An 18,968-nucleotide genomic window follows, 5' to 3' on the forward strand; every position below is an offset into this window, starting at 1 on the left:
TCCAGCGTCACCGTACCAGGGGAGAGCGAAGCTCCAGCTTTGCCGCGAGCGCCTATTCCCGCCGCGCCACCCAACCGCTAAGCTGCCCCTTTTGCCGGCCCGGAAACGCCGGCACCGGCTTGGGAGCGAATGAACCGTAATGACGACACAGAAGGCAACCAACATCACCTGGCACGAGGGTCACGTCGAGCGCGCTGATCGCAACCGGCTGCTGAAGCAGAAAGGCGCAACGATCTGGTTCACCGGCCTGCCCTCCTCCGGCAAGAGCACGATCGCCTTTACGCTCGAGCACGCTCTGACCGAGCGCGGGCACCTCGCGTACGTGCTGGATGGCGACAACATCCGCCACGGGCTCAACAAGAATCTGGGCTTCTCGCCCGAGGACCGCAACGAGAACATCCGCCGCATCGGCGAAGTCGCCAAGCTGTTCGCGGACGCCGGCGTGCTGACCTGCACGAGTTTCATCAGTCCGTACCGGGCGGATCGCGACCAGGCGCGGAAGATCCACGCCGAGGCGGGGCTGCCGTTCATCGAGGTCTTCGTGCAGGCCTCGGTCGATTTGTGCGAGCAGCGCGATCCGAAGGGCCTGTACAAGAAAGCCCGCGCCGGCCAACTCAAGGAATTCACCGGCGTATCCGCGCCGTACGAGGAGCCGCTGAACCCGGAGCTGGTGCTCGACAGCGGCGAGCTCGATCCGAAGCAGGCCACCGCGGTTGTGCTGGCATACCTGGCAGCCAAGGGTCTGCTGCAAGGCACGTAGGCGTCGGTCACCGCGAGCCCAGTTGATTCCCAGACCACTCCGTGGCATCGTGCGCTACCATGAAACGCACGCTCACGCTTTCGGATCGCGCTGCCGGTGTCTTGCTCCACCCAACTTCGCTGCCCGGCCGCCACGGCTGCGGCGACCTCGGCCCCGCGGCGTACGAGTTCGTCGACTTCCTGGCGGCGGCCGGCGTCCGCTGGTGGCAGATGTTGCCGGTCGGCCCGCCCGGCCTCGCCAACTCACCCTACGCCGCCCTGTCCGCCTTCGCTGGCAACGCCCTGCTGATCAGCCTGGAGCGTCTGGTCACGGACGGGCTGCTCGACGCGGCGGACAGCGTGCCGGCACGCGGCTTACCGCCCGACCGCGTGGCCTACAGCGTCGTCACGCGCTACAAGCACGCGCGCCTGCGGAAGGCTTTTGACCGCTTCGTGCAGCGCGGTGGTCTGAAACGGCGTGCCTTCACGCAGTTCTGTGCCGCACAGTCCGCCTGGCTCGACGACCATGCGCTGTACACCGCGCTGCGCCAGGCCCACGGCAACGCAGCCTGGCCAGAATGGCCGCGCGACGTGCGGCTGCGCGAGCGTGCCGCGCTGCGTCAAGCCCGCGACACACTGCGCGCCGCCATCGACTGCGAACGTTTCGTGCAATTCGAGTTCGACCGGCAATGGAGCGCGCTCAAGAAGTACGCGAACACGCATGGCGTCGGCCTCATCGGCGACATCCCCATCTTCGTCGCTCACGACAGCAGCGACGTCTGGAGCCAGCGCGCCCTTTTCGATCTCGACGCCGCCGGCCGACCGCGGACGATCTCCGGCGTGCCGCCCGACTATTTCAGTCGCACGGGCCAGCTCTGGCGGCATCCGCACTACGCCTGGCGCCACCATCAAGCCACCGGCTTCGCGTGGTGGATTGCGCGGTTCAGGCGGATGCAGGCGCTGTTTGATGCGGTCCGCATCGACCACTTCCTCGGCTTCAATCGTGTGTGGGCCGTGCCCGGGCGGGCACAGACGGCGCGACGCGGCAAGTGGGTCAAGACCCCCGGCCGGGAGTTGTTCACCGCTCTGCGCCGCGCGCTGGGCCGGCTGGAGATCATTGCCGAGGACCTGGGGCTGGTCACGCCGGAAGCCGCCGCGCTGCGCGACCGCTGCGGATTCCCCGGCATGCGGCTGCTGCACTTCGGGTTCGGCCCGGGTAACGGCCCCCGCTATAACCAGCCACACACCTTCCCGCGCAACTGTGTCGTCTATCCCGGGACACACGACAATGAGACGACGGTCGGCTGGTTCGCACATCTGCGCCAAGCCGCGCACAAGCGCCGCCCCGCCGGCACACTCAGCGATTACGACCGCGTGTTGCGCTATCTCGGCACCGACGGCCGCGCGATCCACTGGGACATGATCCGCCTGGCGTTGTCGTCGCCAGCCAACACGGCGATCATCCCCGCACAGGACCTGCTCGGTCTGGGCAACGAGGCCCGCATGAACACGCCAGCCACGACCACCGGCAACTGGCAGTGGCGGCTGCGGCCGGGGCGCCTGACGCCGACGCTCGCGACACGTCTGCGCGAAATGACCGAAGTCTACGATCGTGAGAGGTGAAGACGCCGATGCCGAACAAGCGGAATACGAAGCCGGATGTGCTTGCGCGCGTGGACGCCCTGGCGCGGAACCTGTGGTGGACGTGGAACCCCGATCCGCAGCGTTTGTTCGCCGCGCTCGATCCAGCGCTCTGGGAAGCGACCAACCACAATCCCATCGCGACATTGGCGGCGTTACCGCCCGAGCGGCGGGACGTGGTCAGCAACGAGCCGGCGGTTCTCGCCTTATTGCGCGACTGTGAGCGCCAACTGGCGAAGTATCTGGCGGCGCCGACGTGGTTCCGCCGGTCGGCGACCGCGCCGCAGCGCCGCGTGCGTGTCGCGTACTTCTGCGCCGAGTTCGGTCTGCACGAGTGCCTGCCGCAATACGCCGGCGGATTGGGAGTACTCGCGGGCGATCACCTCAAGTCCGCTTCGGACCTGGGCATTCCGCTCGTCGGTGTCGGACTGCTGTACCGCTGCGGGTATTACCGCCAGGAGCTGCGCCGCGATGGCACAACGCACGCCGTCTTCCCCCGCCACGATTTCAGCCGACTGCCGATCATTGACACCGGCAAGGTCGTGTCCGTGCCGCTCGGCCGCCGGAGCGTTCGCGCGCGCATCTGGCGCGCGCAGGTCGGCCGCGTGCCGCTCTACCTGCTCGATACTGATATCCCGGCGAATCGCCCGCGCGACCGTGCCATCACCGAGCGGCTTTACGGCGGCGACCAACAGACGCGCATCCAGCAGGAACTCCTGCTCGGCGTTGGCGGTGTGCGAGCACTGGACGCACTGGGCGTCCGCGCCAACGTATTCCATCTCAATGAAGGACATGCTGCGTTCTGCACGTTGGAACGCCTGCGACAACTGCGCCAGGCCGGTGTCGGACACGCCCGCGCCGTCGAGCGCGTTCGCGCGTCAAGCGTCTTCACCACGCACACGCCCGTCCCCGCCGGCCATGACCGTTTCCCGCCCGCGCTGCTCGCGCGCTATCTCGGCCCGCTGCTCGATGCGCTGCGTCTCAGCCGGACGGATGCACTCGCACTCGGGCGCGAGAACCCGCGCGACCGCCACGAGCCGTTCTGCATGACGGTCCTCGCGCTGCGCCTGAGCGGGCGCTGCAACGGCGTCGCGAAGTTGCACGGCGAGGTCTCGCGCCGCATGTGGCAGCACGTCTACGGCGCACGCCGGCCGAAAGACGTTCCCATCGGACATATCACCAACGGCATCCACAGCGCGACGTGGCTCGCGCCGGAGATGCGGCCGCTGTACGACAAGTACCTGAAGCCGCGCTGGCTCGCCGCGTCGCCGACCGACGACGGCTGGCGCAACGCCGGTCGCATTCCGCCGGCCGAACTCTGGGCCGCACGCCAGCGCCTGCGCGCCCGCCTCGTGCACTTCATCCGCCAGCGCCTCGCGCAGCAAATCGCGCGCCGCTGCGAGCCGCTCTCCGAATTGATCGCCGCCTATGAGACATTCGACGAGCATGCACTGACCATCGGCTTCGCCCGCCGGTTCGCGACGTACAAGCGCGCCCTGCTGATCTTCCACGACGCGCAGCGCCTCGCCGCCATCCTCGGCGATCCGCGCCGCCCCGTGCAACTCGTCTTCGCCGGCAAAGCGCATCCCGCAGACGCCGCCGGCCAAGCGCTCGCCCGGCAGGTCTACCGCATGGCACGCCAAGCCGGCTTCCGCGGACGCGTCGTGCTGCTCGAGGACTACGACATGCACGTCGGGCGCCTGCTCACCAGCGGCTGCGACGTCTGGCTCAACAACCCCCTGCGCCCGCAGGAGGCCTCCGGCACCAGCGGCATGAAGCCCCCGCTGCACGGCGGCCTCAACTGCTCGATCCTCGATGGCTGGTGGCCGGAAGCGTACAACGGCCGCAACGGCTGGGCGATCGGCGAGGCCCGCCCCCAGCGCACACGCGCCGCACAGGACCGCCACGACGCCGACGCGCTCTACCGCCTGCTCGAACGCGAGATCGTGCCGCTGTTCTATCGACGCGACCGCGCCGGCGTGCCGCGCGAATGGGTCCGCCGGATGACCGCTTCCATGAAGACCATCTGCGGCCAGTTCAACACGCACCGCATGCTGGCGGAGTACCTGGCGCTGTATGCCCCGCGCGGCTGATCTGCAGCCCACCCGCGATTCCCGGCGTTTTGGTTTGAGGTCACCGGCCGGATTCGCTATCGTGCAGGAAGAATGGTCGCGCGGGGGCACGTGCTGGGTCCTGCCCCGGCGGGCGGCAGCGGCCGGCCCATGAAGGACAAACCGGATGCTTTGGCAAGCGATCTGCGCTCTGGCCGCGGGGCTGCTCCTCACGACGGCCCTCGTCTTCGCCCAACCCCAGCTCGACGAGCGTGTCGCCGACGACGTCTTCTACCAGTTCATGCCCATCGCCTGGCGTGATTCCGATAACGACACGTACCGCTTTGGCGACTTCAACGGCATGACCGCGTCGCTCGACTACCTCGAGCAGCTCGGCGTCACCGCCGTGTGGATGAACCCGGTCTTTCCATCGCCCGCCTACCACGGGTACCAACACGGCCGCGCCGACCAGCTCAACGCGTGGTTCGGCGACGAGGACGCCTTCGTCAACTTCATCCAGCAGGCCCACGCCCGCGGGATCAAGGTCTTCGTCGACCTCGTCTGCTACGGCATCAGCCACGACTCGCCCTGGTTCCAGAGCGCGTATGGCAACCCGTCCAGCCCGTATGACACCTGGCTCGCGTTCACCAATTCATCGAACACGACGTACCAGGGCAGCGTCTACACGACGTGGAACGGCAGCAGCGTCGGGTTCATCCACTGGGACCTGCGCAACTCGAACCCATTCAATCTCGTCACGAGTTGGTCGCAGAAGTGGCTCGACCCGAACCAGGACGGCGACCTGTCGGACGGACTCGACGGTTACCGCCTCGATCACGTCTGGGTGCAGTACGGCTACGGCCCGGACGGTTGGGGCTACAACCTCGACGACTTCTGGGCACCGTGGAAGGCCGCCCTGCAGACCGTCAATCCCGACGTGTTCATCTTCGCCGAGCAGGCTGACTGGGGCGTCACCGGCGCGACGCTGCTGCCGGTTTTCGACGCCACGTTCACCAAGCCGTTCGAGTTTGCCGCCCGCGACGCGCTCGCCAGCGAGAACGCCAGCGCGCTCTACAGCACCATGGCGGCCACGCTCGCGGAACTGCCGGACGGCAAGGCGTTCCTCGGCACGATCGGCGATCACGACGTGGACCGTTTGACGTCCGTGATCGGCGGCAGCCTGACGAAGGCGAAAGCCGCCGCCGCGGTCCTGCTGACGCAGCCGTTTCCGCCGGTGATCTACTTCGGTGACGAGCTGGGCATGCTCGGCGTGAAGGCCAACTACGGCAGCGACGCGAACGACATCCCGCTGCGCGAGCCGTTCAAGTGGAACGCGGTCGCCGGCGCGCCGATGAGCAACTACTGGATCCTGAACAGCCAGGCGTACAACAACCGCTTTTCGCAGAACAACGACGGCCGCTCGGTGCAGGAGCAGGCCGGCGTGACGGGCTCGCTGCTGGAAGAGTACCGGCTGCTGATCGCGACGCGCAGGGATCATGTCGCCCTGCGCCGCGGCTCGTATCACCCCATCACTGCCAGCAGCTCGCGCATCTGGGCGTTTCTGCGGCACCTCGCCGCGGAAGAGACGCTGCTTGTGGCGATCAACGTCTACGGCAGTACACGCACACCGGCGCTCGACCTGAGCAGCGCGATCATCCCCGGCGGCACAACTACGCCGATCGACATTATCAGCGGCCAGTCCCTGCCGGCTATCACCGACGCGAACAAGAGCGCCTACAGCGTATCGGTGCCGGCGTACGCCTATCGCATTCTGTCCGTCAACCTCATCCCCGGCGCGCCGCCGGTGAATACGATCGACGGCACTGAGATTCCGACGGACTTCACGGCCGGCGATCTCATCGCGACGCAGAACAACGCAACCGGGATGGGCGACAACGTCAACGAGCTGGACCAGTTGTACATCCATCCCGAAACGACCGGCCTGCGCATCGGCTTGAGCGGCAACCTCAACCCGAACGGCACCGGACTGTGCGTGTTCTTCGACACGCTCGCCGGCGGGCAGAACGTTCTGCGGATCGAGGGCGATTCGCCGCCGCCGTACATCCCTGGCCAACTTGCGGGGCTGCGCTTCGATGCCGGCTTTGCACCGGATCACCTCCTGTACCTCAATGTCTTCAGCGGAACGCTGTACGTCGATCAATTCACGCTACCGGCCACCGGCAACACGACCAAGACCTACCGCGGCGCCGGCACGATGAACGACGGCGACGGCTATCTCAGCGGCGGGCAAAACCCCAACGGCATGCAGATCGCGTTCAACAACACCAACACCGCCGGCGTGACGGATACGGATGCGTCCGGCGCCGCCACCGCGACGACGGGCTTCGAGCTGGTCGTGCCGTATCTCGACCTGGGCCTGCCCGCGACGCCGGACCAGACAATCGGCTTCGTGGTGTTCATCGCGGAGAGTGGCGGGCAGGTGGGCAACCAATGGCTGCCGGGACTGGGCGGCGGCTATTCCAACCTTGGCGTCGCGCCAGACCTGACGACGATCCCCGGAACGCAGTATGCGCTGGTGCCGCTCGTCCGGCGGGGCGACCTGAACTGCGACGGCGTGGTCGGCTTCGGTGACATCAATCCGTTCGTACTCGCGCTGACCGACGCGGCGCTGTGGCAGGTGACCTACCCGGCGTGCCCCACGCTCAACGGCGACATTGATGGCAATGGCAGTGTCGGCTTCGAGGACATCAACCCCTTCGTCACGCTGCTGTCGAATCCGTAGCGGTGGGCGGGAACCCACTCGCTGGCGCTCGGGGCTCTGATTGGCGCCCGCGCGCTTCGGGTTCGGAATGGGAGGGACACGGCGACGCTGTCAATCACGGCCTGGCTGCGCCAGACGGTGCCACGCCACGCGGGCCGCTGGCGCTAGGGGTCCTGATCGCCGGTGCTGCCTACGGCGGCGTCGTGAGCAGTGTCACGAAGGGGTTGATGTCCTCGAAGCCGACACTGCCGTTCCCGCTGATGTCGCCATTCAGCGGATTGCAGCCCGGATACGTGCTCTGCCACAACGTCGGGTTGGTAAGCAACAGCACGAACGGGTTGATGTCACCAAAACCGACCACGCCGTCGCAGTTCACGTCGCCGAGGATTACTTGCGTTGTCGGAATGCCGCTGATCTGGATATCGTCGATGTTCCAGCCGGAGTACGCGTACGCGCCGCTGCCGATGCGATAGCCCCAGCGCACGTACACGGTCGCTTGGTGGTCGGCCGTCGCGGAGAGATCGTACTCCTTCAGCGACCAGGCGCTGTCCGTCGTCACAATCGTCCCGTTCGACCAGACCGGGGTCCAGGTCGTGCCGTTGTTCGACACGTCGACCGTGGCGTATGCATACGGCTGGTAGTCGCTGTTCAGCCAGCGCTGGAAGCCCAGCTTGGTGTGGCTGTGATCGCTCAGGTCCACCGGTCCCAGCGTCACGTACCACGGCCCGCCGATCGTCGTCGCGTAATCACCGTTCAGGTTCACGCCGTACACGTTCGTGCCGGTCGCGCCGCTGCTTGGATCGGGGTTGCCGTGCGCAAGTCCGCCGCCGCCGGTCGGCTGACCGAACGCCCACTGGCCCTGCACCGGCCAGCCCGGATCGCTGTCGAGCGGATAGCTGACCACGACCTGCGGGCCGACGGCGGAGACCATGAAGTCGGCATCGGAAGCGTCCTCCGCGGCATTACCGTCACCGTCATGCGCGATGGCCTTCACGCGGCATTGCTCCGACGCCGGCAGGCCCACCGTCCACGCGTACGCGCCGGAGTTCGGCAGCCCGGCGGCGAGCGTGTGCGGATACGTCGCGCCGCCGTCCACCGAGAGCAGCAGGTCTACGCTTGCGACGCCGACGTCGTCCGTTGCCGTCCAGGTGATATCGTGCGTTTCGCCAGCGATCCAGAGTTCGCCGCCGTTTGGCGCATTCAAGGTGATGTGCGGGATCGGATCCGGCGCGGCGCTGGGGACGTGCATGACGATGCAGTGCATGGCACCGGCGGCGGTGATGATGCTTGAGTTATCAATCTGGTGGATCGTGTAGCCGGGCATGGCCGCCTGATAGACCGCCAGGGCCTGCGCGTCCTGGGGCACGTTGAACCGCGAGATGAACACCTGGTTGTTCAGGACGACCGCGTTCGTGTAGGTGTAGTGCGTGCCGCCCGACTGCCAGCCCGGCGTGCGGTAGACGGTGTAGCCGCGCGCGGTGAGGTCGGCGACGGCGTTCTCAGTAATCGTGTAGGGCTGGCCGGTCGCCTGAGCATACTGGCCGATGATGACCTTGTTGTCACCGGCTGGGAACATCCACATGTCGATGTGCTGCGTCGAGTCGAAGCTGGTCGGGAAGCCCGGGTAGATCGTCAGGTTGAGGTTCTGATACTGGAGGTAGTAGTTCTTCACCTGCTGTTCGGTCAGGCCGGGGTTCTCGTTCAGGATGAGCGAGGTCATGAACGCGTCGCCGTTGGCGAACAGGTGGAAGTTGCCGCCGCCGTGCGTGAGCGGGATGTCGTACTGCGGAATGCTCCACAGGGAACAGAGGTAATCGTTGAACGCGTTGTCGTTGGGGCGCGGGCGATTGTAGGTGTGGTCGATGACTGCCCAACTGCCGTTCTCGAGGATGAAGCGCGGACCGTAGTCGCGGATCCAGACCGTGTCGGTGGTGCGAACGATGAACTCGACCTGCGACATGTCCGCGCCCGCATTTGCCAGCGTGGTGGTCGCCGAAGTCTGCTCCGACGCTGTGTCGACCACGACCCACACGGTCGCAACCGGATCGAGCGTCGTGATCTTCACGACGAGCTCGGTCAGAATCGTCGTATAGCCCTCCCACGCGATGAAGAGCCCGTCACACGGCGCGTACTCCGGCGGGCAGTACACGGTCCCCGTCGGCGGCGCGAGCACGTCGCGCTGCACCGGCGGCAGCGGCAGCAGACGCTCCTCCGGCGTCAGGTAGGCGGGCAGTCCGTCGGCGTACTTCTCCGCGATCAGCGCCCGGATGTCGGCCTCCGCGCGGGACGGCGTCTGCGCCTCGCACCAGCTCGCGAGCGACAGGACCAGAATCAACGCGTACGCAGGCTTCATTGCGGCTGCTCCTTTCCCAGCGCGCCGTCGGGAGTATCAGACGGTGGTGCGCACTCCAGCCCGCACCCAGGCGATATCGCGCACCCGCCCGGCCGGGCCTGGTCTCATTGTAACGGGCGACGCCGGCGGAAGCAGCATGATTTCCCGCGTCTGGAGCGCCCGGCAAAGCGGCAGGGCCTGCGTGCTTACGGGGTCGACGACGTCAGCAGCAGCACGAACGGGTTGATGTCCGAGAAGCTGACCATGCCGTCACTGTTGATGTCCGCGTTGTAGAAGTGGCACATCGGGAACGCGGGATAATACTGATCCTCGCCGCCCGTGAGTGCCAGGATGAACGGGTTGATGTCGGCGAACGTCACCGAGCCGCTGCAGTTGGTGTCGCCCCGGCCGGCCCCATAACCCGTGTTGACGATCAGGTGCCCCACGCCACTGATCACCGACCCGCACTGGTTCGTGACGACGCAGTCGTAGAAGCCCGCGTGGAAGGCCTCCGCGCTCAGCACGGCCATGTACGCCGAGGTGACACCTGCGTAGTTGGGGCCGTTGGTGAGGTTCACGCCGTTGCGGCGCCACTGGTAGGTAATTGTCGGTGAGCCGGTGGCGATCACGTTGAACGAGGCGTTCTGATATTCGCTGATGGTGACGTCAACGGGCTGCTGGGTGATTTCGATTGAGGAGTAGACGCCCAGGAACACCAAGTTCGAGGCCGCGATGCAGCCGTCGGCCAGGTTCGTCACCAGGCAGTTGTACTGGTCGCTCACGTCGGCGAGGGTCACGTTCGCAATCGTCACGGTGGCCGTGGTGGCCCCGAAGATGTGGACGCCGTCATCGACCAGGTTCGTGGTTCCGATCCGCCACTGGTAGCCCGGCGAGGGGATGTCGACGGCACAGGTAAACTGCGCGTTCGTGCCGGAGCAGACGTTCGTGTTGGCCGGCTGCTGCGTGAACTGCGGCACCTCACACGGCGGGTAGTCGTAGCCGATCGCATCGAACACGTTCAGGTCCGCGGTCGAGAAGTAGTTCGGGTAGTGCGTCTCGCCGTAGCTGAAGGCCGGGTCCATCAGCCCGATCCACGGGCTGGTCTGCTCGCGGAAGTGGCTGGCCTGCCACGGATCGCCGTCCGACATACGGTACTCGGCCGAGATGAGGTCGGTGTTGTGATCGTCATCCGGGTTGTTGTAGTCGATCAGTCGGGGACGGACCTGGAACTCGGCAAGCGTATCCGGGTTGTAGTCCTGCGTGCCATCCGTGCGCTGGAAACGGAAGAGGTCCAGCCCCTGCATGCCCGTGCCGCTGTCCGTCGCTGAGACGAAGCCGAGCGCGTGGCCGGTCTCGTGCAGGGCCACGTCGACAAAGGACATCGTGCTACCGCTGATGCCGTTCGAGGGGTCGTAGTCAAACGAGAACTGCGTGTTGAACGTCATCGACGCGGCGTTGCCGGTGGTCGTGCCGATCGTGGCGCGGTAGTTGGCCCGCGTCCAGCTGAGCGACGACACGTTCGTGATCGTGTCCGTGGACCCGTTGTAGCGCACGGGCACCGTGCTCGTGGTCGGCAGCCAGGTCTGCAGTGTGTCGTCCGAGTCCATCCCGTTAATCAGGCCGTTCTTCGAGTTCGTGTAGGACACGCCGTTCACGTAGTTCGGCGAGGTGGCCCCGATCACCGACGGATCGCCCATGTTCTGGAACGTGAGGGGGATCGTCACCGTGATCGGATCGGCGAAGAGCGACTCGAGGTAGGCCTCCACCAGCGTGAGCGCCGTCACCGCCTGCGCTGGCACGGAACCGTCGGTCGAGAACACAATGTTGATGGCGGTGGTGCGCTCCGGCCGCGGCGTGTCGATGATCACCACAGGCCCCGTGCGCAGCGCCTCGGCATGGTGCTCGGCGAAAGCCCGCAGGTCCTCATTCGAGATATTCGTCGGATTGGAGCCGCACATCAGGGTCCAGCGCTGCTCGGTCTGGATGACGATCTCGCTGCCGTCGGCGTAGAGCGTGCTCAGCTCAGGCTCGCCCGGGATGACGTAGCTCGGCCAGACAACCGCCGGTGCCAGTATTCCCTCATCCAGTTCAGGTACGCGGGCGTCATCCGCGAGTGCGAGCGCGGTACTCAGCGCACCGATCAGCAGAACGCTCGCAAACCGCTCGGCGCGCAGCGGCACACGGTCCTTCCATTCGCGCATGATCATCAGCCGACTCCCAAGAAAAGATCCTGCCTTCGGTGCATGCTGCTACCATGTGATCGCGTGCACGAGTTCGCGACGGGTGCTGGCACGCGCTACCGGACGTGAGTCCACAGACACCCAGGACACGCCCTCGTCGGTGGACCCCGGGCATCCCAGCGCACGTCGCGGGCAACTGCGTTTCCGGGGCAGAGCGCATACACCCTGCGCCGAAACGCTATAAGCTTTACACTGAGCCTATCCGTTGCGCATACCCAAGTCAAGTTTGTGCCCCGCGCCGCGCTGCTGAAGCCCTATATTCCGCGACGATTCCAGGCGCCATCCGCATCTCGCCGCGTTCCGGCACGCGAATGATGATCGTGAGCGCGCCACGCCGCTTATCGGACGCATGGGCGCCGCCGCGGACGGCGGACCTTTGGCCGGCGCGCGACGCTCGTTACACTGTCCCAGCGCGGCCCAGCGGTGGGCCGGGCCGCATGGAATTCGACCATGCCGTTAGCAGCTCGGATCATGACCAGCGCCGCGCTCCTCGTTGCGGGGTGCGCACTCAGCGGTTGCACGCGGACCACGGCACCGGCCCGGGTCAGCCGCTCCCGTGAGATCATGGGCACGCTGGCTACGCTCACGGCGGTCGCCGACGACGAGGGCCGGGCCGCAGCCGCCGTCGAGGCCGGCTATGCTCGCCTCGCGGACGTGAACCGCCTGATGAGCGACTACGTCGCCGAGAGCGAAATCGGACGGCTAAACCGCCTGCCCGCAGGGAGCCCCGTCGCGGTTGCGCCGGAGACGTTCCAGTGCGTGCAGCGCGCCGTCGAGTTCGCGCGGGACAGCGGCGGAGCTTTCGACGTGACGTGCCGCCCGCTCGTAGCGCTCTGGAGGGCCGCCGGCGAGCAGCAGCGCCTGCCGACGGCCGACGAGCTGCGCCAGGTACGCGACCTGGTCGGAACCGAGAAGCTTACGCTCGACGCTGGCGCGCACACGATCACGCTACAGCGCGCCGGCATGCAAATCGACTTGGGTGGGATCGCGAAGGGCTACGCGCTGGATCTCGCGGCCCAGGCGATGCGACAGACCGGCGCTGCCAGCCTGCTCATCGACGTGGGCGGCGATGTGCTGGCGCTCGGGTGCGCGCCCACCGGCCAGCCGTGGCATGTCGGTGTCAAGCACCCTTTCACGGGCGGGCTCATCGCGGTGCTGCAGATCAGTGACCGGGCCGTGGCGACGTCAGGCGTGCAGCAGCGTTTCCACGAGATCGGCGGGAAGCGCTATTCGCACATCGTGGATCCGCGGTCCGGCCAGCCCGCAGAGCAGGCACCCAGCGTGACGGTGATCGCCCGTGACGGGATCACGGCGGATGCGTGGGCGACGGCGTTCAGCGTGCTCAGCGTCGCCGAGGGGAAAGAACTGCTCGCGGCGGGGGCTGCGCCGGGCGTGGAAGTGCTGTGGATCACGGGGTCGGCCGCGCAGCCGGTGCTGGACCAGACGCCGGGGTTCGCGGCCTACATGGTGCGCTAATCGCCGGGAGGGCAGACGGGGGCTGCCACCTCGGCGCCGTTCGCGGCGAGCCGCGCCGCGTATTCTGGCTTCGGCTTGCCGAACTGCACGAGCACCTCGGCCGGGCACTTGTCGAGCACCGGCTGGAAATCCTCCTGCCCGGTGTACTTGTCGTAGTTGAGGTAGGCGAGGTTGTCCTTGACCTCGAAGACCTCGGCCAGAAGGCGCTGGCAGGCCTTGCAGCCCATGCAGCCGACCTTGCACACCTGCTTGACGTTGCGGGCCGGCTCCTTGTTGGCACAGGCGACCACGAGCATCCGGTCCTGCTTGAAGGGAATTTGCTCGATCAGGCTGCGCGGGCAGGCCTTCACGCAGGCACCGCAGCCGGTGCACTTGTCGTAGTTGACGACCGGCTTGCCGGCGACCATGTGGAGGGCGTCGAACGTGCAGGCCTTGGAGCAGTCGCCGAAGCCCAGGCAGCCATACGTGCAGGCCTGCGTGACGCCGACGATGTGCGCTTCGGCGCAGGTGCGCACGCCCTCGTATTCGACCACGCCGAGCTTGTCCTCAGCGCGGGCGGCGCAGTGAATGACCGGGCGATAGGGGAAGGTCTCGACGACTTCGATGCCGAGCACCGCCGCGACCTTCCTGGCCACGGCGGAGCCGCCGACCGGGCAGCCGTCGCAGGCGGCGCGCTGTTCCACGACGGCCTTGGCGAAGTCCGCACAGCCGGCGAACCCGCACCCGCCGCAGTTGGCAGCCGGCAGGACCTCGGCGACCTGCCCGATGCGCGGGTCCTCGTCGACCCGCAGCTTCTCCTTGGCCACGCTCAGCAGCGTCGCGAATACGAGCGTGAGCCCGAACAGCACGACTCCCGCCATCAGGACGGTCATGATTCCATCTCCACAGCAGCGTTACTTGCCGATCCCGGCAAAACCCATGAACGCGAGCGCCAGGATGCACGCCGTCAGCAGCGTGATGCCCGCGCCGCGGAACGGTTGGGGGACGTCGCTGAACTGCACGTGCTCCCGGATGCCGGCCATGATCGTGATGGCCAGCGCGAAGCCGACCCCGCCGCCGAAGGCAAATACCGTCGACTTCAACAGGCTGGCCTTGTAGACGTCGTTCATATCGATCAGCAGGCAGGCGCCCAGGATCGCGCAGTTCGTCGTGATCAGCGGCAGGAACACGCCGAAAGCCGTGTACAGCGACCGGAAGAACTTCTTCAGGTACATCTCGACGAGCTGCACCATGGCGGCGATCACCATGATGAACGCCACGTACTTCAGGAAGTACAGGGCCTCCGGATTGCCGATGGCGCTGCCGATCGGCGTCAGGATCCAATGCACGATCATCCAGGTCACGACGCCGGACACGGTCATCACGAACGTTACCGCGCAGCCCATGCCAAAGGCCATGTCCACCTTGCGGGACACGCCCAGGAACGGGCAGATGCCGAGGAACGTCGAGAAGACGAAGTTGTTGATCAGCACGACCCCGATGAAGATTCCGATCAGTGCGCCGAAGTCCATCACGCACCTCCCTTCGCCGCCGCGCGGGACCGCACATGGTTCACGATGCCGATCACGATGCCCAGCGTCAGGAACGCGCCGGGCGGCATGATCATCACCACCCAGGCATGCGGCTCGAACAGCTTGGGATCGAGGTGCCAGCTCCAGCCGGCGTCCTGCAGGATCGTGATCCCGCCGGTGCCCAGCAGCTCACGCACAGCGCCCAGGATGCACAGCGCCAGGGTGAACCCGAGGCCGCAACCGAGGGCGTCGACAAGCGACCGCAGCACGCCGTGCTTGCTGGCGACGACCTCCGCCCGGGCGATGATGATGCAGTTCACAATGATCAGCGGCACGAACGGCCCGAGCTTCTTGCTGACCTCGAACACGTAGGCCTTCAGCGTGAGGTCCGCGATCGTGACGAACGTGGCGATCGTCAGCGTGAAGATCAGGATCCGCACGTGCGGCTGGATGAGGTTCCGCAGCAGGCTCGTGACCAGGTTGCTCATCGTCAGCACGAAGATCACCGCCGCACCCATCACCAGCGCGTTCTCGACCGAGTTGCTCACCGCCAGCGTCGGGCACATCCCGAGCAGCTGCACGAGCACCGGGTTGTTCGCGACAATCCCGTCCGTGAACTGCTTCAGGTTGGAGCCGTTGTTTTCCGCCATCGTCAATTACTCCCTCCGGCCGCGTCGGCCGGCACCTGGCGCCGCTGCTGCAGCTCCGGCCGCACGCGCGCCAGGGCCGCGTTGACGATGTCCGTCACCGCCTTGCTCGAAATCGTCGCCCCGGTCACCGCGCGCACCTCGTTCTGGCCCGCCACTGGCGGATGCTTCTGCACCGTGATCGGCCGCCCCGCGTCCAGGCCCTGGTATTGTCCGGCCCACTCCGCCTCGGCGATCTTGTTGCCCAGCCCCGGCGTCTCCACGTTCTCGATGACTTTGAGGCCGGTGAGCTGGGCACAGTCGGGCGCGAGCCCGGCCACGATGCGGATCTTGTCCGCGAAGCCGTTGCCCAGCATGTCAAGCGCCCAGCCCACGAACCGGCCCTGTGCGTCGAAACACTTGAACACGTTGCGGTCATACGTCGGTTTGAGATCCACCGTCTCGGTCTTCACCGCGCCGGGCACGACTTCGCCGATCGCCTCGTTCAGCGCCTTCGCCTGGTTCACCTGGATGCGCGGCAGCAGCGTGGTCTGCGCCCCGGCCAGCAGCACCGCGAACACGATGCCCAGCACCAGGATCAGCCAGGATTCCTGCACGAACTTCTGCACCGTACGTCCTCCAACCCGCTACGCGGGCACCTTGCCGCCGAACGGCGTCGGCAGCGTCCAGCGCTCGATCAGCGGGGTCAGCGCGTTCATGATCAGGATCGCGTACATCACACCCTCGGGATAGCCGCCGTACAGGCGAATCAGCATGACCAGCACGCCGGCGCCGAGGCCGAAGATCCATCGCCCGCACGGCGTAACCGGCGCGCCGACGTAGTCCGTCGCGATGAAAAACGCGCCAAACACCAGGGCGCCGCTGAGGAGTTGATATTCAACCACCTGGAAGCGGTGTCCGATGGCGCCGCCCGCCGCGATGAACGCGAACACGGCCGCCGCCAGCAGCATCCCCAGGGCCGGCCGCCAGTCGGCGACCTTTCTGATCACCAGGTAGAGCCCGCCGATCAGCGCCGCGAGCGCGCTGGTCTCGCCGACGCAGCCCGCGACCCTGCCGAAGAACAGGTTCGCCACGCTGGCCAGCACGTCCGAGCCGTACTTCGCGGCCGCCAGCGGCGTGGCCCGCGTGACCGCGTCGACATCCCCGATCGCCCGCAAGGTGCCCGGCTCCATCCAGGTCGTCAGCGCAACCGGGAAGCACACCATCAGGAACGCGCGGCCGACCATCGCGGGGTTGAACAGGTTCTGCCCCAGCCCGCCGAAGACCATCTTGCCCAGCCCGATCGCCACAACGCCCCCGATGAAAGCCTGGTACAGGCGCAGGCCGGGCGGCAGCGAGAACGCGAGAATCACGCCGGTGACCAGGGCCGAGCCGTCGCCCAGCGAGCTCTGTGTGCGGCCGCGCATCCAGTTGGCCACGGCTTCGGCGGCGAGACAGCCGGCGGTCGTGACCAGCGTCAGCCACAGCGCGTTCAGCCTGAAGTTCCACAACGCGACGACAAACAGCGGCACCAGCGCGAGCAGGACCTCGAACATGATGCGCCGCGTGGTCGCCGAGTCCGACAGGTGCGGCGCCGGACTGACGAGAAAGCCGCGCGCGGCTTCCGGTTTCTGCGGGGCCACCGGCAGCGGCGTGCCCGAAGCCTGGACAGCATCGCTCATCGAATCTGACACTCCTTCGCCGGCGCTGCGCGGCCGGCGCTTCCACCCACTGCAATCCGCGTCACTTGGCGGCCGGCTTGGCCTGGCTCTGCTTCTTCGCCTGGAGGATCCGCCACTGGTTCTTGCCCGAGCGGATGTACTGCGGCAGCGGGATCTGCGCCGGGCACACAAACGCACAGCAGCCGCATTCGCAGCAGGCGTTCAGGTCGTACCGGTTGGCCAACTCGTAGTCCCGATGCTTGACCGCGTGCGCAATCTTGGTCGGCACGAGGTGCAACGGGCAGTTGTCGATGCAGCGCCCGCAACGGATGCAAGGCGTTTCCGCCCAGCGGGCCGTTTCCGCCGCCGTCATGACCGTGAAACCGCCCGTGCCTTTCACAATGGGTACGTTCAGGTTCGGCACGCACGGGCCCATCATCGGCCCGCCGGCCAGCACCTTCACGGCCGCCTCCGTCACGCCGCCGCAGGCCTCGAACAGGTCGGCGAGCAGCGTGCCGAGCGGGACGAGCCAGTTGCCCGGCTTCTTGATACCCTGGCCGGTCACGGTGACGACGCGGTGCGTGAACGGCTTTTGCTTCACAACCGCTCGCGCGATCGTGTGGGCCGTTGCAACGTTGACGACCACGACACCCACATCCAGCGGCAGCCCTTTCGGGGCGCTCGGCACCGTCCGCCCGAGCACCGCAGGGATCAGTTGCCGTTCGCCGCCCATGGGGTACTTCGACGCGCACACGACGACGTCGATCCCCGGCCGGCCGGCCGCGACCTTGCGCATGGTCTCGATCGCGTCCGGCTTATTGTTTTCGATGCAGATCAGGCCGCGCTCCGCCCCCGAAGACCGCATCGCGAGCTGCAGGCCAACCACGATCGCCTCGGGGCACTCCAGCATCAGCCGATGGTCAGCCGTGAGATACGGCTCGCATTCCGCGCCATTCAACAGGACCGTATCGACCGGCCGCTTGGCGTCCTTCTTCAATTTGATGAACGTCGGGAACGTCGCGCCGCCTTGCCCGACAATGCCCGCCGCGCGGATCGCGTTGCAGATCTCGTCGGATGCGTAGCGGCCGGGCTCGAAGCCACCCCAGTCGCGACTTAGGAAATCCTGCAGGAAATCCGCCGGCAGCGCGGGGGTGCCCGCAACCGGCTTCAACGGCAGCGCCGGCACGCGCCGCCCCGCCGGCAGCAGGCACATCGTCCCGGCCCCAACCGTGCCCGCGATCGAGGCGTGAATCGGCGCCGAGACAAACGCGTCGGTGTCCGCGATCTTCTCGCCGAGTTGCACCGCCTGCCCCGCCTTCACGACCGGGGTGCACGCCGCCCCGATGTGCTGCGCCATCGGCAGGAGCAGCTCTTTCGTCGGCATGAAGAGCTGGATCGGGTCGGACTCGGTGAACTTGCGATGGGGCGGATGAATGCCGCGATGGAAGCTCTTCAACCCGCCAGTGGCAATTGTCGTCATTCCTTACCTCGAGTTCCCAGCGCGCGTAGCCGGCAGATGCCCGCGAGCGCCAGCTTGGCGAGCACCGCGCCGGCCACGAAGCCCGCCGCGCCGCCCGCGAACTGCCACACGCTCAACGTCGCCGCTCCCGCCGCGCTCAGCTCGCCACACACGTAGGCCCCCAGGATGGCACCGGCCAGCGGGATCAGAAAGACCGCGCCGGCAGAAATGGGGATCGGCAGACCCGCTTCCCCGGTGGCCGGCGTCGCGCTCCCCGATTCTGCTTCCGCCGCGAACGGGCAGCCCTCACCCGAGTGGCAATGCCCGCAGCCGAACCAGAATCGCTCCAGCATCTTCAACGGTGTACTCCTGGATACTAAAGGGGCGTATCATAACAAGTTATCACATGATCGCAGAAGTGGCGCGGTGAGCCTTCGCGTCGCGTGCGGTCCCGCGGCGCCGCACGTCGCCACCTCGCCGCCGGGAGAGCGTAAGCTTATTCTTCGCAGGC

14 protein-coding genes are annotated in these 18,968 nt (G+C 66.9%); 5 read left to right on the plus strand and 9 right to left on the minus strand.

Translation table 11 applies throughout. The features are described 5' to 3' along the window. Positions 1 to 139 precede the first annotated feature (139 nt). The 4 genes from cysC (at position 140) to KA383_08325 (ending at position 7,173) form a co-directional block, all read left to right on the plus strand. Positions 140 to 760, plus strand: coding sequence for an adenylyl-sulfate kinase (gene cysC / locus KA383_08310; GenBank protein ID MBP7746123.1), 621 nt, complete (start codon positions 140 to 142; stop codon positions 758 to 760). A gap of 59 nt (positions 761 to 819) precedes the next feature. Further along, entirely contained in the window at positions 820 to 2,361 is a 1,542-nt protein-coding gene (malQ, locus tag KA383_08315; protein ID MBP7746124.1) for a 4-alpha-glucanotransferase, read from the plus strand. Between the two features lie 8 nt (positions 2,362 to 2,369). Further along, complete coding sequence (gene glgP / locus KA383_08320; GenBank protein MBP7746125.1) at positions 2,370 to 4,472, plus strand: alpha-glucan family phosphorylase; 2,103 nt, start codon at positions 2,370 to 2,372, stop codon at positions 4,470 to 4,472. A gap of 145 nt (positions 4,473 to 4,617) precedes the next feature. Next, on the plus strand, positions 4,618 to 7,173 hold the full coding sequence (locus KA383_08325) for an alpha-glucosidase C-terminal domain-containing protein (GenBank protein MBP7746126.1): 2,556 nt from the start codon (positions 4,618 to 4,620) through the stop codon (positions 7,171 to 7,173). A gap of 169 nt (positions 7,174 to 7,342) precedes the next feature. Here the strand turns inward: KA383_08325 and KA383_08330 are convergent, their stop codons facing one another. Next, a complete protein-coding gene (locus KA383_08330; protein MBP7746127.1) occupies positions 7,343 to 9,505 on the minus strand; it encodes an agmatine deiminase family protein in 2,163 nt (720 codons plus the stop codon). A 185-nt stretch (positions 9,506 to 9,690) separates the two neighbouring features. After that, a complete protein-coding gene (locus KA383_08335) occupies positions 9,691 to 11,691 on the minus strand; it encodes an NF038122 family metalloprotease (protein ID MBP7746128.1) in 2,001 nt (666 codons plus the stop codon). 483 nt (positions 11,692 to 12,174) lie between these two features. On the opposite strand from KA383_08335, the gene KA383_08340 reads away from it, so the two are divergent. Further along, positions 12,175 to 13,200 (plus strand): FAD:protein FMN transferase, encoded by a 1,026-nt coding sequence (locus KA383_08340; protein ID MBP7746129.1) that lies wholly within the window; start codon positions 12,175 to 12,177, stop codon positions 13,198 to 13,200. Here KA383_08340 and KA383_08345 read toward each other — a convergent pair. The 7 genes from KA383_08345 to KA383_08375 all read right to left on the minus strand — a co-directional run bounded on the left by KA383_08345 (position 13,197) and on the right by KA383_08375 (position 18,816). Continuing rightward, positions 13,197 to 14,072: an RnfABCDGE type electron transport complex subunit B gene (locus KA383_08345; protein MBP7746130.1), complete on the minus strand. Its 876-nt coding sequence runs from the start codon at positions 14,070 to 14,072 to the stop codon at positions 13,197 to 13,199. The two genes, KA383_08340 and KA383_08345, sit on opposite strands and share 4 nt — an antisense overlap. Positions 14,073 to 14,093: 21 nt before the next feature. After that, entirely contained in the window at positions 14,094 to 14,711 is a 618-nt protein-coding gene (locus KA383_08350) for an electron transport complex subunit RsxA (GenBank protein ID MBP7746131.1), read from the minus strand. Continuing rightward, on the minus strand, positions 14,711 to 15,361 hold the full coding sequence (locus tag KA383_08355; GenBank protein ID MBP7746132.1) for an electron transport complex subunit E: 651 nt from the start codon (positions 15,359 to 15,361) through the stop codon (positions 14,711 to 14,713). Before KA383_08355 ends, KA383_08350 begins: the two co-directional genes overlap by 1 nt. A gap of 2 nt (positions 15,362 to 15,363) precedes the next feature. Beyond that, on the minus strand, positions 15,364 to 15,966 hold the full coding sequence (locus KA383_08360) for an FMN-binding protein (protein ID MBP7746133.1): 603 nt from the start codon (positions 15,964 to 15,966) through the stop codon (positions 15,364 to 15,366). Between the two features lie 18 nt (positions 15,967 to 15,984). Then, on the minus strand, positions 15,985 to 17,019 hold the full coding sequence (locus KA383_08365; GenBank protein ID MBP7746134.1) for an RnfABCDGE type electron transport complex subunit D: 1,035 nt from the start codon (positions 17,017 to 17,019) through the stop codon (positions 15,985 to 15,987). 61 nt (positions 17,020 to 17,080) lie between these two features. Continuing rightward, on the minus strand, positions 17,081 to 18,478 hold the full coding sequence (gene rsxC, locus KA383_08370; protein MBP7746135.1) for an electron transport complex subunit RsxC: 1,398 nt from the start codon (positions 18,476 to 18,478) through the stop codon (positions 17,081 to 17,083). Continuing rightward, the gene (locus KA383_08375) at positions 18,475 to 18,816 is read right to left on the minus strand and encodes a hypothetical protein (protein MBP7746136.1); all 342 of its coding nucleotides are present in this window, start codon (positions 18,814 to 18,816) and stop codon (positions 18,475 to 18,477) included. Before KA383_08375 ends, rsxC begins: the two co-directional genes overlap by 4 nt. Positions 18,817 to 18,968 lie beyond the last annotated feature (152 nt).

This window comes from Phycisphaerae bacterium, from assembly GCA_017999985.1.
In the GTDB taxonomy this organism is placed as follows: Bacteria; Planctomycetota; Phycisphaerae; order UBA1845; family Fen-1342; genus JAGNKU01.

Bases quoted from the DNA above. Each gene is read 5' to 3' on its own strand.
- cysC (MBP7746123.1), top strand. From the start codon at position 140: ATGACGACACAGAAGGCAACCAACATCACCTGGCACGAGGGTCACGTC.
- malQ (MBP7746124.1), top strand. From the start codon at position 820: ATGAAACGCACGCTCACGCTTTCGGATCGCGCTGCCGGTGTCTTGCTC.
- glgP (MBP7746125.1), top strand. From the start codon at position 2,370: ATGCCGAACAAGCGGAATACGAAGCCGGATGTGCTTGCGCGCGTGGAC.
- KA383_08325 (MBP7746126.1), top strand. From the start codon at position 4,618: ATGCTTTGGCAAGCGATCTGCGCTCTGGCCGCGGGGCTGCTCCTCACG.
- KA383_08330 (MBP7746127.1), bottom strand. From the start codon at position 9,505: ATGAAGCCTGCGTACGCGTTGATTCTGGTCCTGTCGCTCGCGAGCTGG.
- KA383_08335 (MBP7746128.1), bottom strand. From the start codon at position 11,691: ATGATCATGCGCGAATGGAAGGACCGTGTGCCGCTGCGCGCCGAGCGG.
- KA383_08340 (MBP7746129.1), top strand. From the start codon at position 12,175: ATGCCGTTAGCAGCTCGGATCATGACCAGCGCCGCGCTCCTCGTTGCG.
- KA383_08345 (MBP7746130.1), bottom strand. From the start codon at position 14,072: ATGACCGTCCTGATGGCGGGAGTCGTGCTGTTCGGGCTCACGCTCGTA.
- KA383_08350 (MBP7746131.1), bottom strand. From the start codon at position 14,711: ATGGACTTCGGCGCACTGATCGGAATCTTCATCGGGGTCGTGCTGATC.
- KA383_08355 (MBP7746132.1), bottom strand. From the start codon at position 15,361: ATGGCGGAAAACAACGGCTCCAACCTGAAGCAGTTCACGGACGGGATT.
- KA383_08365 (MBP7746134.1), bottom strand. From the start codon at position 17,019: ATGAGCGATGCTGTCCAGGCTTCGGGCACGCCGCTGCCGGTGGCCCCG.
- rsxC (MBP7746135.1), bottom strand. From the start codon at position 18,478: ATGACGACAATTGCCACTGGCGGGTTGAAGAGCTTCCATCGCGGCATT.